The 15,365-nt window shown below is 58.0% G+C and carries 11 protein-coding genes and 1 pseudogene; 10 read left to right on the forward strand and 2 right to left on the reverse strand.

Annotated features, from left to right (window positions below; translation table 11 throughout):
* Positions 1-54 precede the first annotated feature (54 nt).
* A complete protein-coding gene (locus R3C98_RS15900) occupies positions 55-1,644 on the reverse strand; it encodes a winged helix-turn-helix domain-containing tetratricopeptide repeat protein (protein WP_371315054.1) in 1,590 nt (529 codons plus the stop codon).
* A 163-nt stretch (positions 1,645-1,807) separates the two neighbouring features.
* Between R3C98_RS15900 and R3C98_RS15905 the strand changes: the two genes are divergently transcribed.
* From R3C98_RS15905 to R3C98_RS15930, 6 genes and pseudogenes are all read left to right on the forward strand, one after another.
* Positions 1,808-2,374, forward strand: coding sequence for an OsmC family protein (locus tag R3C98_RS15905; protein ID WP_371315055.1), 567 nt, complete (start codon positions 1,808-1,810; stop codon positions 2,372-2,374).
* A gap of 28 nt (positions 2,375-2,402) precedes the next feature.
* Complete coding sequence (locus R3C98_RS15910; RefSeq protein WP_371315056.1) at positions 2,403-3,638, forward strand: NAD(P)-binding domain-containing protein; 1,236 nt, start codon at positions 2,403-2,405, stop codon at positions 3,636-3,638.
* Between the two features lie 13 nt (positions 3,639-3,651).
* Complete coding sequence (locus R3C98_RS15915) at positions 3,652-4,218, forward strand: OsmC family protein (protein ID WP_371315057.1); 567 nt, start codon at positions 3,652-3,654, stop codon at positions 4,216-4,218.
* A 40-nt stretch (positions 4,219-4,258) separates the two neighbouring features.
* Positions 4,259-5,290: pseudogene (locus tag R3C98_RS15920) on the forward strand (PLP-dependent cysteine synthase family protein); the annotation flags it as partial.
* 117 nt (positions 5,291-5,407) lie between these two features.
* Positions 5,408-5,752, forward strand: a complete 345-nt coding sequence (locus R3C98_RS15925; RefSeq protein ID WP_371315189.1) for a glutaredoxin domain-containing protein — start codon at positions 5,408-5,410, stop codon at positions 5,750-5,752.
* Between the two features lie 4 nt (positions 5,753-5,756).
* Complete coding sequence (locus R3C98_RS15930; RefSeq protein ID WP_371315058.1) at positions 5,757-7,211, forward strand: aspartate aminotransferase family protein; 1,455 nt, start codon at positions 5,757-5,759, stop codon at positions 7,209-7,211.
* A 12-nt stretch (positions 7,212-7,223) separates the two neighbouring features.
* Here the strand turns inward: R3C98_RS15930 and R3C98_RS15935 are convergent, their stop codons facing one another.
* Entirely contained in the window at positions 7,224-8,630 is a 1,407-nt protein-coding gene (locus tag R3C98_RS15935; protein ID WP_371315059.1) for a hypothetical protein, read from the reverse strand.
* Between the two features lie 49 nt (positions 8,631-8,679).
* Here R3C98_RS15935 and R3C98_RS15940 point away from each other — a divergent pair, with 49 nt between their 5' ends.
* From R3C98_RS15940 to R3C98_RS15955, 4 genes are all read left to right on the forward strand, one after another.
* Positions 8,680-9,891: an SH3 domain-containing protein gene (locus R3C98_RS15940; RefSeq protein WP_371315060.1), complete on the forward strand. Its 1,212-nt coding sequence runs from the start codon at positions 8,680-8,682 to the stop codon at positions 9,889-9,891.
* A gap of 115 nt (positions 9,892-10,006) precedes the next feature.
* Entirely contained in the window at positions 10,007-10,684 is a 678-nt protein-coding gene (locus R3C98_RS15945; protein WP_371315061.1) for an NUDIX domain-containing protein, read from the forward strand.
* A gap of 39 nt (positions 10,685-10,723) precedes the next feature.
* Positions 10,724-12,004 carry a hypothetical protein gene (locus R3C98_RS15950; protein ID WP_371315062.1) on the forward strand — a complete coding sequence of 427 codons (1,281 nt, stop codon included), beginning with the start codon at positions 10,724-10,726 and terminating at the stop codon, positions 12,002-12,004.
* Positions 12,004-15,258 (forward strand): hypothetical protein, encoded by a 3,255-nt coding sequence (locus R3C98_RS15955; protein WP_371315063.1) that lies wholly within the window; start codon positions 12,004-12,006, stop codon positions 15,256-15,258. The genes R3C98_RS15950 and R3C98_RS15955 overlap by 1 nt, the downstream gene beginning before the upstream one ends.
* Positions 15,259-15,365 lie beyond the last annotated feature (107 nt).

Consider the following 15,365-nt stretch of genomic DNA (forward strand, 5'->3'; position numbering starts at 1 on the left):
TCCTCGAAGGTAGAGCATGTCGAAACCAATATTGGTTGCAAGGAGGTCAGCGTCCTAACCGCCGCTGGTTTCCGGGAATCCAAGTGCAAGAAGTGCCTCCCGCATGAGGTGGCGCGTGGCCTGTTTCTCATAGGGAAACGCGGTGAAGAATGCCTCGATGCTGGCGTCGCTCCGCCGTCGTTTCGTTTCTTCGGTCCAGTAAAGCGCCTGGGTGCGGTTCCCGGCCGCCTCATTGATGGCTGCAGCGAAGGCAGCGATCAGGTAATGGGCGCCTGGTGTGCGGGCGCCCTTCTCCGCATACTTCACAGCTTCTTCCATGTTCCCGACATGCATATGCGCCATGCCGCGTGCACTGAGCATGGCATACAACATCGGGTCCAAAGGGCTGAGGTTCACGGCTTTGCCAAGGTGTTCGAGTGCCATGTCACCATCGCCGGCCATGACGTCCGCCCAGCCGTGAGCGTAGAAGCCCTGAGCGCAACTCGGACTGAGGCCGAATGACCGTTCCAGCCATGGTTGCCCCGACGCCGGGTCACCTCTCAGCCAATGCGCGCGGCCGAAGTTGAAGTTTCCGAACGGATCCATCGGGTCGAGTTCGAGGCTCCGCTCGGCATGACGTCGGGCATCCTCGATCGCACGCTCACGATCGGTCGCGTAGCGGAGGAAGGCTGCCTGGAAACTTGTGAAAGACTGCGCAGCATGGGCCCGGGCAAAATGCGGATCAAGCTCGATTGCGCGCCCGAACAGCTCCGTCGCGCGCGCGTTGTCAGATTGATTGAACCGATATGCATGCTGAAGGCCGACATGGTAAAGCGACCATGCGTCCAGCATGCTTGGAGAGCGCAGCCTGGCGAGCTGGGCCTCATGCTGGGGAATGTGCAGTTCCATCGCAGATATCACCAGCGCAAGGATCTGTTCCCGCATCTCGTGCACATCTTCGATCTTGCCCGAAAGCCGCTCGCCCCAAACAATCTGGGACGTGCGCGCATCAACAAGTTCTACCGAAATTCCCAGTGACGAGCCGAGAATCTCCACTTCGCCTGAGAGGACGTAATTTACGCCGAGGGCTGATCGGATTGTCTCGTAATCCTGCACCGGCGGTCGGAAGCGAAAGCTCGATCCGCGCGCGACAACCTTGAGCCAGCGCAAACGGGACAGCGTCGAGATGAGTTCGGCAGGAATGGCGTCCGAGATCGCCGAATAGTTTTCCGAACTACCGATCGGCATGAAGGGAAGTACCGCGATGGAAGGACGCTGACCGGCCGGGTCTGCCGATTCGGATGGAGCGGGCACTTCGGCAACCTGCTCCGCCCCGATGATCAAGGACGCAGCCGGAGTAATCCGTACTTCCGAAACAAACCGGAAGCCGCGCCCGTGTATGGTCCGGATATACTTTTGTTGCTTTCCGTCGTCGCCCAATGCACGGCGCACTGCTTTGATGACGGTAGAGACGGCCGCATCGGAGATAAACCGGCCGTCCCAGACCTTCTCGATCAGTTCGTCCCGGGACACCAATCGGTCGGAATTCTGGATCAGGTAGCTCAGCGCCGAATAGGCCAGCGGTTCGGTCGCAACGACCTCCTCGCCGCTGCGAAGCTCGCCGCGGTCAAGATCCAGCACAAACTCGTCGAACAGGTAGTGCAAGCGGCCCCCAACAGAAACTCATGAAATCCCCACAAATTACGCATCCCGGGCTCAAGATCACAACTCCAAACTGGATGTATCCCTTACCCATCGAGACGGCACCCAAGTCCGCTCAGAAGAAAAAAGCACATCGAAACAACAGGTTAAACAAAGGATAAGTAAAATGCACACCGAAACAATGACCCCTGCCGTGAACAACGGCGTGAATACCGAAGCCCTGATCGGTGCACGCGGCGCATTCGAACAGCAGCCGGAAGCGGCCGCTTTCACCTTCCGCAGCGTCTGCGATTGGGAAGAAGGCACCTACAACGCCAACACGATCAATCCGTATTTCGGCCTCGGACAGGAGCAGCAGCGCAAAAAGACCTACCGGATCGAAAGCGATCACCCGGAAGTCTTCGCTGCCGCTGACCGCGCCCCGACGCCGCCGGAAATCGTCCTGGCTGCGCTTGCCAGCTGCCTGACTGGCGGTGTTGCTTCCGTGGCTCAGCACCGGGGTATCCAGCTTCGCAATGTCCGCGCAACGGTCGAAGGCGACATTGATGTTCGCGGCATTCTCGGCATGGACCCGGACATTCGCAACGGCTTCTCCGCCATCCGCGTTCGCTTCGACATCGATGCCGATGCAACCGAAGCCGAAATCCGTGCGCTGATCGCGCAATCGCAGAAGCGCTCGGCCGTCTTCGACATTCTCACCAACCCGACCAACGTCGCTGTGATGTTGGGCTAATTCTTCCAGTCCGACAGGAGGCTGATCAATGAAACGGATTGATACGATCATTATTGGTGCCGGACAGGCCGGATTGGCGATGAGCCGCTCCCTGTCGGACTGTTGCATCCCCCACGTCGTGTTCGAGCGTGGGGAAGTTGGGAACTCCTGGCGGCATGAACGCTGGGACAGCCTGCGGCTGCTGACGCCCAACTGGCAAAGCCGGCTCCCGGGTTATTCCTATTCGGGCGCCAATCCGGAGGGCTACATGTCCATGCCGGAAATCGCCGGCTACCTGGCTGACTATGCGAAAGTCAGCCGGGCGCCGGTGGAGGAGAACACCCGCGTTCTCTCCGTCATCCCGGATGGCTACGGCTATGCCGTCGCGAATTCGCGGGACACCTGGCGGTGCAACACGCTCATTCTAGCGTCAGGGGCTTGCAACCGGGCTTCGATCCCGGCATTTGCCTCAGCGCTTCCGGCCGGGATCGACCAGGTGAACGGTCTCACATACCGCAACCCGGACCAGCTTTCTGACGGCGGCGTTCTGGTAGTCGGTGCCTCTGCGACCGGTGTCCAGCTGGCTTCCGAAATCCGGGCGTCGGGCCGCGAAGTCTTCCTGTCCGCTGGCGAGCATACGCGCATGCCGAGATGGTATCGCGGGCATGACATCCAGTGGTGGATGGATGAGGCCGGCATTCACAAGACGGGCATCCAGCAGGTTGACGACGTGGAACGCGTCCGCCGCCTGCCATCCCTGCAGCTGGAAGGATCGCGCAAGCACCGCTTCTGCGATCTGAATCGCCTTATGTCCGAAGGTGTTGAAATTGTCGGCCGCCTGAGTGCCGTCCGTGATGGGCAGGCGCTCTTTTCCGGCGCGCTCGCCAATCACTGCGCGCTGTCGGACCTGAAGATGAACCGGTTGCTCGACACACTCGACGCGTGGGCGGAGTCCCGCAGTGTGAACTGCGTCGGCCCGGTCGAACGGTTCGCCCCAACTGCGTGCCCGGCTTTGCCGCGCTTGTCCCTCGACCTCAATAACGGCCGTATTCGGACCGTCGTTTGGGCGACAGGTTTCAAACCGGACTATGACTGGCTGCATCTGCCCGTGTTCGACGGCAAAGGTCGGCTCATCCACAACCAGGGCCAGGTTGCACCGGGCCTGCACGTCCTCGGCCTGCCATTCCAGCGGCGCCGCAACTCCGCCCTTATCGATGGCGTCGGCGCCGATGCCATCGCCCTCGCAAACGACATCCGCTTTCAACATTGCCTCAGCGTAGCCTGAACAGGAGACAGATATGAATACCGAGACCAAATACGACATTTACCCGCCAATGACCGACCGCGACAGGGTCATTCAGACCGCGCAGACCGCCGTCATTGAACGAATGAAAAGCAATCTCGACGCCGCCCGTAGCACAATCAGGATGACGGGGCGGATCGAGGAAGGGCTGACGTGCCATGTTGAACAAGGGCCTCACAGCGCCGTGCTGGACCTTGGCCGGGGCATGGGCGGAGACGCCGCCGGGCCTTCGCCGGGCTTTTTCGCGAGAGCGGGCGTCGTTGGATGTGTCGGCATTGCCGTGAAGATGATGGCAGCCCGGGAGGGCGTCACGTACCGGTCGGTAACGATCACGCTCGAAAACGATTTCGACGATGCCGCCCTGATGTGCCTTAGCCCGCGGAGCGCCGCGCCGCTCGAAACGAGGCTGAATATCGAGATCGATACCGACGCAAGCCCCGCAGTTGTGGAGGCACTTGTTGAACGCGCCCTGGCGCACGACCCCTGGTACCTCGCGCTGCGCGATGCCCAGATCGTCCGCCATCAGACCTGTATCACTCATGACGCCGCGGCGTCGAACTGAACGGAGAGACAACGTCATGGAAACCGTACTCAAATCCCGCATGGAAACGTCACTCCACGCCTCGATCCTCAACACGATCGGCAACACGCCGATTGTGAGGCTGAACCGGATGGGCCCGAATCATGTCGAGCTCTATGTGAAGCTTGAAGCCTTCAATCCCGGTGGCTCGATCAAGGACCGCTTCGCCCTGGCCGCCATCGAGGCGGCTGAGGCCAGCGGAGACCTGAAGCCAGGCCAGACCGTTGTTGAAGCGACATCCGGCAACACCGGTATCGGCCTGGCGCTGGTTTGCGCCGCGAAGGGCTACCCGCTGGTGGTGACCATGGCGGAAAGCTTCAGCGTCGAACGGCGCAAGCTGATGCGTTTCCTGGGGGCAAAAGTTGTCCTCACGCCGGCGTCCGAGAAAGGCACCGGCATGCTGGCGAAGGCCGAGGAACTGGCAGAGAAGCATGGTTGGTATCTCGCCCGTCAGTTTGAAAACGAGGCCAATGCAGACATGCATTCCCGGACGACTGCCCGTGAAATTCTCGACGCGTTCGGCGGAACTGGTCCGGACTATTGGGTTTCAGGCTTTGGCACAGGCGGAACGCTGAAAGGTGTCAGCCGCGTCCTGCGTGCGGAAAGCCCCCACTCGCAGATCGTGGTTGCAGAGCCGGACAACGCGCCGATCCTGACCAGCGGCATTGTCCAGCAACGCGACGCTGCCGGGCGACCGTCTGTAAGTCATCCGATGTTCCGGCCGCACCTCATGCAGGGCTGGTCGCCGGACTTTGTTCCAAAGCTTGCTGAAGACGCCGTTCAGGACCGGTCGATCGACCGTTTCCAGGCGGTGCCGGGGAATGATGCGTTGCAAGCCGCCAGGGATCTGGCTGCGAAAGAAGGCATCTTCTGCGGTATCACTGGCGGAGCGACCTTGGCCGCAGCAATCAAGGTTGCGGAAAGTGCGCCTGCAGGGTCCCGCATTCTGGCCATGCTGCCGGATACTGGAGAACGCTATCTCTCAACGGTTCTCTTCGACGACGTCTGCGACTCGATGAGTGAAGAAGAGATGGAAGTTTCGCGGTCAACGCCCGGATACCGGTTCGACACGAGTGGGTCGTCCGCGGCCCCGGCGCCAGCTGCCGCTCCCGTACTGAAACCTGAAGCGGTGGCGAAAGTGGACGAAATCGTAGCACAAAATCCGATCGCGATGTTCGTTCTGGAATGGTGCGAATTCAGCTGGGCCGTGCGGAACATGTTCGCAGCAATCGGTGTGCCGTACCACGCTATCGAACTCGACTCCGCCGCTCTGCAGAAAGACAATGTCGGCGGCGATTTGCGTGCGGCTCTCGGCGTCAAGGCTGGAGCTCCGACGATTCCCCAGATCTTCATCGGAGGCGAGCATGTTGGCGGAGCAACCGAGACGTTCGATGCGTTCAACGATGGAACGCTGAAAGAGCGTCTTGCATCTGTCGGACTGTCGATGGACGCCTCATCGATCCAGAACGCCTACAGCTTCCTGCCGAAATGGCTTGAGCCCAGAACGAGAAGCTGATGCGATGTCTTCCTCATCCCTTTATCCGGACAGTGCACTTGCCCTCGCCGCCGAGTATGGTCAGGCGTACCGTGGACGGACACGGCCCGTCGGCCCGAGCGCCTCAACTGACGCCTTGCGGGAAAAGTTCTGCATAGAGCTGACCGACAGGGGACCTCCCGCTGCTGCGGTAATTCAGGAACTGATCGCCGCAGCAGAGCCGGGACTGGTGGGTAACACGGATCCGAACTTCTACGCCTGGGTCATGGGCGGGTCGGATCCGGTTGGCGTGGCTGCGGACTGGCTGAGTGCAATATGGGGACAGAACGCGGCGATCTACCAGTCTTCGCCTGCGGCTGCGATTGCCGAAGAGGCCGTCGAGGCCTGGCTTCTGGAGCTTCTGGACCTGCCGAGAGATAGCTCGGTGGGCTTTGTCAGCGGCGCAACAACAGCTGCATTCGTTGGTCTTGCGGCGGCGCGCGGCGAAGTTCTGCGGCGAGCAGGTCATGACATCGACAGGGATGGCCTTCAGCGCGCGCCGCTGGTTCGCATTTATCTGAGTGAAGACGCGCATGTGACAAATTATGTGGTCCTTCGCCAACTCGGTTTTGGCGAGGCGAACTTTCACCGATTGTCATGCGATGCTGCTGGATTGATGGATGCGGCAGACCTTGACGAAGCCATGGCGGGGCATGACGGTCCGAAGATCGTACTCGCCCAGGCCGGGCATATCAATTCGGGCGGCTTCGAAAGCCTGGAGGCGATCGCAGAGATCGCGCAGGCTAACAATGCGTGGATGCATATCGATGGCGCGTTCGGCCTTTGGGCCCGTGCTTTGAAGCGCAAGAAGCATTTGGCGAAAGGTGCCGAACTCGCTGACAGCTGGTCCGTGGACGGACACAAATGGCTTCAGATCCCTTACGATTCCGGGTTCGCGATCGTGCGGCACAAGGAGGCCCATTTCCGGGCCATGCAGAAGAGCGCTGGGTATCTCAATGTGGCACCAAATGAAGGCCGAACCCCCTCCAACTGGGTGCCGGGGCTTTCACGACGTGCACAGGGCTTTGCCGCGTGGGCGGTGATCCGAAGCCTTGGACGGGCCGGCGTTGCGGAACTCATCGACCGGCACTGCAATTCTGCATCGCTTCTCAAGCGAAGGATTGAATGCATCGATGGGTTGTCAGTCCTCAACAAAGTGGATCTGAACCAGCTTGTTATTGGTAGCAATGCTGATGCAGGCGAAGACTGGAAGATTACGGCCCTTGCTGACCGGCTGACCTCCAATCATCCCGTCTTTTTGAAAACAGCGGAATGGAACGGTCGGACCGTTTTGCGGATATCCATCATATCGCGCGACACTCGGCGCGAACATGCCGAAGCCCTCGCTGTGGCAATCAAGTCCGAATGGGAATTGCTTCGCAATTTGATGTCAAAGGAATCAATCTCACATAGCCTCCAGAGGTCTCACACCCTTGTTTGACCAACTGAGTGCTCAACTCCTTATTATCCGGCCAGGTGGTGCAGGACGTGAGCCTATCTGGCGCCCGGGAGGCGGGCCACCCGGCGCACCAGCCTCACCAAAGGCCGGGTGAAGCGAAACGCCGTCACCTGAGCGTGCGGACAGCACAGTGACAAAGCCGCGCTCCAGATCATCCAGGTTGGAGCTGCCCGTTGGCCGGACACCTCCCACAGAACTCTCTGCCATCTCTTTCTGTACCGGGGCACCGGGATCGAAGGCGAGCGATGCTGAGCGCTGCATCGGCATCGCAATCGACGAAAAGCGCGAAAACAGCTTGAACCAGAATGGCGCGCCTAGCCCCATCAGCCCCCCGGCGACAAGGACCCCGGCGAGCCAGAGCAGGAATGTCTGAGGATTGCGCAAGATGACCGCTATCCGGCTCGTTTCAAATTTCAGCCAGTGCCCCCACCGCTCAAGGCCGCTGCTATTCTCATCACCGGCAGCGATGAGGTAGTCTTCAAAGCTGGTTGCCCAGGTCCTGTTGACCTGCTCCTGGCGGGATTTTCCACAGCGATTGTCGTAGTAGGCTTCGTTGGACAGTACGTCCGCAAATTCTGTGGGCGATTTTTCCGGGCGAGTACCGTCCGTATATTTGTACCCTTCGCAATGAGGAAACATCTTGCGCCCGACAGGGATGCCCAGAGATCGGGTGTCTCCGACCAGCGCCGCCCAGTCTTCACCGTCCAGACCGAGCGCGCCCGCCGCGCCTTCCCCATCGGAAGCGACACGCCGCATCAGATCGACGCGCTCCTGATCCAGAAGAAGCGTCATGCGGGACGACAAGGCAGCATTTGCCGACAATTCCTTGTACACAGCAATCGCATCGAAATTGATGAACACGGCAACCATCATGCCGACCAGCACCGAGATGATGCTGGCCCTTGAATTGAAATATCCTTTCTGAATGTCACCCAGGCGCTCGAACTCGTAGGCCGCCGCATGCAATGCATGGCGCAAATCTTCACGCGAATAATGCCGCAGCGCGGAACCTTCCGGTGTTTCAGCGAGGCTTTCCACAAAATCCAGAGCGGTCATGGACTTCCGGCGCGCACTGAACATACGGCCGATCAGGGGCCATCGCCGGACATACCAGAATTTGGTGCTTCGGGCCGTCGGCGCACTCGAGATACTATCAGCGAAGTGCTTCGCACCTTTTGACGGACCGCTGGACCGGTCACCCGATGCAACCTTCTCGTTTTCCGGCGTATTGGGTGGCTGAAGCCCCGGAAGCGTCTCATCATAGAAGGCGCGCAGCATTTCATTCATACCGGAACTGCGCAGGCCGAAAACCTTGTGAATGCCCTCCACAATGACTGTAACAATTGTCGAATAGACAGAAATAATGGCAACGAAAGCGGCAAGTGCGATCAGAAATGTCATTGACACGCTCCCTTAGTACCGTTGCAATCTGAAGCAGAATTACCAGTAATTGCAATTCATTCTGTTGGGTGGAGACAAAGAAATGCAGACTTTCAAAGTTACTGCAACCAATGGTCTCAAGATCAGGGAGCTGCCCAGCAGTGCGAGCAAAGTACTTGATGTCATGCCGCATGGCATGCGGGTGACACTTCTGGATGAGAGCCCATGGTACGGGACCTGGCACCGGATACGAGCTGACTTCTCAGATAACTATCGTGTCGAAGGATACGCTTTTGGCGGCTATCTGGAGCCGACTGGCAGTCTGGTTGCGGGGGGCATGAGCAGCGAGACAGGCGCCATGCCTGTGCCGGAGCCAGAACCCGCGCCGAATGACGACGCGGCCTCTGATTACTTGTACCTTGTTGCATCAAGCAGCCTGCGCCTGCGCGAGAAGCCGACCACAACCAGCAAGATCCTGATGAACATGAAATACGGCACCATGGTCGCCAAGCTGGGGGACGCAAGCAATCTGGGCTGGTGGAAGGTCTCCGCCAAGTCCGGTTCGATGACGGAAGAAGGCTATGTGATGGCTAAATTTCTGGCCCCGCGAGCGCCGAAACCGGCCCGCGGCGTGGACTTGTCATTGCTCTCTGACATCACCAATGCGGTGAAGCGCGTGAAAGAATTCGTCCATGACTATGCGGACGAATTGGATGAGCCGCTGCTTCGAACACTCAACGAGGTCGTCACGAAGTACCAGATCAACGCCACACCTCTGCGCTTTTGCCATTTCATGGCCCAGATCGCGCATGAATCCACCAATTTCACGAGGATTGAAGAGAACCTGAATTACGGTGCAGCGGGTCTGATGAGCACGTTCGGAAAGTATTTCGAGAACGAGCAGGAAGCTGCTCAGTATGAACGCCAACCTGAGCGGATCGCCAATCGCGTCTATGCCAATCGCATGGGAAATGGCGACGAAGCCTCGGGGGATGGATACAGGTATCGGGGACGTGGCTATATTCAGCTGACCGGACGCGAAAACTACCAAGACATCGGCGAGCGCCTGAAACTGCCGTTGGAGAGCGATCCCGACCTGATCACGCAGGACCGCAAAACGGCCCTCGCCGTGTCTGCCGCGTTCTGGGACAAGAAAAACCTGAATGAATTTGCCGACAGGGACGACCTCGATAATATCACGTATTTGATAAACGGCGGTGACAATGGCTTAGGCGACCGCGCGTGGCTGTTAATGCGCGCCAAGATGATCTGGGGAAGCTGAGACACTTCCAGAAAGGCTTTCAGACAAGAATGCAGCATCATCCCACCCCAAGGAAGCATATTCCCGACATCGCACCCGGCGAATTGTCCGCCTACGCCGACAGGAGGCCCGGCCTATGAGATACGTCCGCTTCATGGAGCATGAAACGCTCGCCAAGGTCGGTACATTCCTCCGGCTGGACCGCTTCAAGATCTCTTTCCCGAAATTTGCCGGATCTGCAATGAGCGAGCCACAGGATGTGGTCAATGTTTTCCGCGGCGACTCGGTTGCGGGACTGCTGCATATCCAGCGGTCCGGCCGGCACGGGATTCTGCTGGTGGAACAGTTCCGTATGCCGACACTGATTGATCCAGACACAGGTCTACCAGACCTGGATAAGACGGATAGGGACGAAACCGCCGGACGCTTCGTGGAACTCATGGCCGGCACGCGGCGCCCCGGAGAACCATGGATGGAAGCCTTCCGCAGGGAGTGCGAAGAAGAAACAGGCTTCAACCCGGACTATGTGGAATTCATCAACTCCTTCTATCCGTCTCCCGGTGCCTGTTCCGAGATGATTCACCTCTATTACGGACGGATCGACTGGCCCGAGGGGGAAGCCTGGCCGGAGACAGACAAGGATGAAGACGCAAACTTCGGAGACGACAGCGAAGACATCAGGCGGATGTTCGTACTGCCGGCGCAATTCCTCGCGATGATCGAACGCGGCGAAATCTACGACGGCAAATGCCTCGCTGCGGCCGAATGGATGCGCCGTCCAGAAAATGGAAAGAAAATAGGCCTTGTAGCGTGATCGTCAGACGGGGCCGAATGCGGGTGGGAGGTATTCGGAATGACGGATGAAAAGAAAAAGCTGGTCGACCGGCTCATTGTTGTCACAACGGCAGACAGTTGCCTGAAGTCAAAGATTGCAGAGTTGAAAACTGCACTCTGCGAACAACACACGAGTCTGTCTCCCTCCTATTTCAAAGACTTCGATCTCAATCAAGTTTTTCCGAATGTGGCTGGCGACGGCGACAAGGATCGCTACAACGAATTCATTCGGCACCTAGTCCAGTCACAACTCGCGATCATCGACCTCAGTTTTGCCGAAGCTTCCTTCTATGTTCTGGGCATCCGCCAGGCCGTTTCCAATGGTATGACGATCGCGCTGGCGCCGTCTTCCGACGTGCCGACCTGTGCGGACAGCCGATTCACCGACGCCCCTCAGCTGAAATATGTCGATACGAACGGCGGCGACTGGATAGCCGATGCGCTGAGAATGGCCGAAAGCCTCGGCAATCCGCAAGGAGAGCCCTGGACAAACGACCTACAGAAATCGAACACCTTCCGCACGGCTCCGATCGAACGCGAGTTCGACACGAAGGGGCTCGATATCGAAGCCTGGCGCCTGCATGACGAACAAGGAAATCCGCTAACTCCGGAAGTCATCATCTGGAAGCACGACATCCGGAACGCCACACAATTCGATGTCTGGGTGAATTCTGAAAACACCTATATGGAAATGGCCCGTTTCTGGGACAGATCAGTGTCAGCGGTGATCCGCAAACTCGGTTCTGTCCGGCAGCCCCCTTATTCCGAACACCGCCGGAAGGACGCGCTAGGTCTCGCTCTGGCAGAACGGATGGGAACCCGCACAACAGTTCCAATCGGGACGGTCTTCGTGACGCCGACCGACTCGGCAAGCACTCTGGGAAGTGAAACCGGAAACAATGTTAAATATGTCGCCCATCTTGCAGCGGTGGAACCCGACGAAGTCGGCTATGGTTTTCGATCGGGAGGTCGGATTGTCGAATGCGTGGTAAATGTTCTCTGCGAGATCGAGAAAGTACGAAATTCCCGATCTGTCCGCCAGGCGAACCGGACTGCACCAAACCTCGAATCAGTACTGTTTCCGCTAATAGGATCGGGAGACGGAGGCGCCCATCCTTCCCTTGTTGCCCACCAGATGGTTGGAGCACTCACTGAGATCATAAGGGGGCAACGCAAAAGTTGCGGACAAGAACATCTCAAACGCATCGGACTTGTTGCCTACCAGCCCTCACACTTTGACTACATAGTCCGTGAACTATCTAATCACGGCTTCACACCTCATCCGATCGAGACGAAGTGATGCTCAATTGGTTGATAGATACTTTGAACAAGCTTGCCCCCGCAGCGGGAAATTTTGTACTGATCAGCCAGCCAAAGTTCCGTGCCCTGAAGCCTACCTGGCCGGTACTGCTGTCTCTCGCCTTTCTCGGATTGGCATTCCTGCTAGCGGATCAGGGGCGGGCGATCATCAAATACACCGCCAGTGCCGATCCCGTGTCATCGCTCATCACCCTGATCCTGTTGATCGTCTATTGCGGGACCATGACATACACAGCATTCATGTTAAGTGCGGTTACACGGCGCAACTATCTCGATGCAGCTGATAATGGTGATGCCGGAGACCCAATCGATTCAAGCATCCCACTAAGGCTCCGCTTTGCTTATTCTTGCGGAGCATTCCTTCCGCTCCTATTCCTCGCCATGTGCCTCTGGTTTCAGTTTGGCGCGCGCGACCCGAGGCTCTGGGGATCCGTATTCGCCGGCCTGCTGGCTGGATGGATCTATGTGCGTCTGGCGAGCTGGCTGAACCCCAGGGTTTCACGCAGTTATTCGGCCACGAACCTTGCCACCGGTTTTAATCGTTTTCAGCAGATCAAATACCGGTTTCAGCGCCTCGTCCTGCTGATTACCCTTCCGGGACACAAGATCGCCCAAGCTGGCATAGCCGCGCTCATTACAACGCTGGTCTGCGTCACACTCGTCTCATCACCCGGCACTCTGTCGGCGGTCTTTGGCCGGGCCGGCCATCTCGACATCGGCTACCTTCAGGGCGCGTGGATATTCTTTGCTGCCTTCATTGCCAATCACTTGTTCTTTCGCGCTTTCCTGCAGAGTTTTGTCCGTCTGCATCAGGGGCACACATCCCGCTACATTGTCATCGACAGCCGGATCGAGCGCCTGTTCGGCATATTGCGAACCTGTCTGATCGTGGCGATCATTGCCAGCCTCTGGTGTCCGTGGTTCGTGAACAGACTTGGTCCATTGGGTGTTGGTCTGCTTGGAACATTGTGGATCACCCTGTTCCTTTCCGCCCTTGTCGAAACGGCAGCGCGCCAGGGTGCGTCCGTCGCCGCAAAGCCGCGAGATGGCGGCCGGGCGCTCACGATAAAAACGGTCCTGTTTCTCTTGCTGACGATCGTGCTGCTAGCTGACGCCACTGTTGCCATTCTTGAATTCATATCGAACGGCCGAATTGGCATCGGCCTGATAACACCGATTGTGATTGTTCTGGTCGTCGCTGCAGTGATCTGGAACAGGAAATCAATTTGGACAAAACCCGGTGAACTTTCCCGCGCCGTGAATCGGCTACCCACAGCGACATATCTTGCACCGGTCCTGCTTCTCAGCCTTGGCGAAGCGCACCACATCCACAGAATCGATGCGGTCGACGCAACGAACCCTGCGCATGTGATGGATCTTAACACTCACGCGGAAGCGTGGCTCAAGGCCCGCAAAATACCGGCATCAGGCGGTCAAGGCAAAACATTTGAGCCTGTCACGGCCATCATCATTATGGCCGAAGGCGGAGGAATCCGGGCTGCCGCCCATACCGGCTATTTCATGTCGCAGCTGGACACGGCGATCAGCAAGTATTGCAGAACCAATCCAAACACTGAAGGGACTGGATGCGCCGCCGAAGAGCGGGGCGGAAGGCTGCTTGACTACGTCTACTCGATCAACGGCGTGTCCGGAGGGTCGATTGGCAGCGCCATCTATCTGGCCGCAGCAATGGAGGAACAGACCCATAATCTGCCAATCGACGCCGGTTCTGAGTTCCGGGAGGAGCTGGTGGACAAGACTCTGCGGGGTGATTACTTGTCGCCGCTCCTGGCCGGACTCTTTGGCAGCGACACGCTGACGTCTATCGCGCCAGTTCAGCTGCCGGACCGCGTCTTCGGTACATTCAACAAGAGCACTCCCGACGGCGCACCCGTCCTGATCGAGAGAGGCATGTTCGACAGGGCTGACTTCTTTGAAGAACGCCTCGCAAACCTTTTTGCGGAAAACCTGAAAAACGCCTCCCTATCCACTGAACGAGATGCCTCTGCCTGCCAGTTGAATGGAGATGAAGAGGTACAAAGAACATTCGACTTGCCACTGGAAACGGTCGCCTTCTGTGCCAGCCGGCGCGGAAAGTCGAAGAACCTCAACGGAAGCAATGCCGATAACGCAAACAATACCGATCCCGGTCCGGTCGTGTTCTTTTCGACCTTCTACGAAACCGGCGGGTTTCAGATGGCGACATCGAACGTAGATATTCCGCAGGAGAATTCACAAGCCGATCCTTCCTTTTGCGGCTCCGTTCCAGTTGTCCAGCAAATGCTCGGATTTCTGGAACCTGACAGATACGCCGAAGCGGGGCCTGCCTCCTCCAAAACGAGGGCTTGCCAGCCGCGCACTCAGACGCTCCCCCTCTCGACGGCGGCTCATCTGTCTGCCCGCTTTCCGGGTTCCAATCCGACGGGCGTCATCGAAACACGCTATGCAGACGGCCGCTGGAAGCGCCACTTCTTTGTTGACGGCGGTTATCTGGATAATTCCGGCGCGCTGTCGGCAATCGAGTCCCTTCGGGCCCTGCAAACTGCCGCGAATAACCTGAAAATCCCGATCAATGTGGTGGTCCTTCACCTCTATGCACTGCCCATTCCCGAGGACATGTCAGCCCTTGCGGGTTCCGAAAAACGTGCCACCAAGCAGGACGAATTCCTGCGCGTTCCTTCGGCAGTGGTAAAAGCCCGCGGAGCAGCGAGCCGGGCACCAATCCGGATGCTATGCAACGCCCTCAAAGGCGAAACTGTGGCTACTACGGACAATTGCAACGAGATCTTCAGCAGACGCATGATTAACCCAAAACAGCTGTCCGATTTTGAAAATAATTTTCCAACTGAGTTGGAAAACAACCGCCCTGTTCTGGAAGAGCTTCTGAAGCCGATCACTCTGAAGAAGCGTGTAGAGCGGGACTCGAACCCGGGTAATGGTCAACAAGCAGAAGCGGTGTCCAATCTTTCCCCCTCCCCGAACAACTATCTTGAGAGCTCGTCATGGATTCCTGTCCCCCTGGAAGTGGCAATGACCGACCGTCAGGACAATGCCATCACCGCGCTCCTGGGGTGGACCCTTCTGGAAAAAACGTCCGACGATATAAACAAGGTTATGACAGGCGCAGCCGCGGAGATCGTACCGTGCCTCTTCAACATCCAATCGGAAATCGCCGCAGAACCGCCGAACCCATGCGATCATCGTAAGGGTAAGCAATTGGCTCCTTTGGAATAAACACAGGCTTCGGGATCTGCATTGAACGAGTAGTCTGGCGTCAATGCCGGGGGACTGCAGATCAATCTAATCCGTATCCGCCGCTATCTGCCAGCAAGAAAGTCGCC

Source organism: Hyphomonas sp., from assembly GCF_041398465.1.
In the GTDB taxonomy this organism is placed as follows: Bacteria; Pseudomonadota; Alphaproteobacteria; order Caulobacterales; family Hyphomonadaceae; genus Hyphomonas.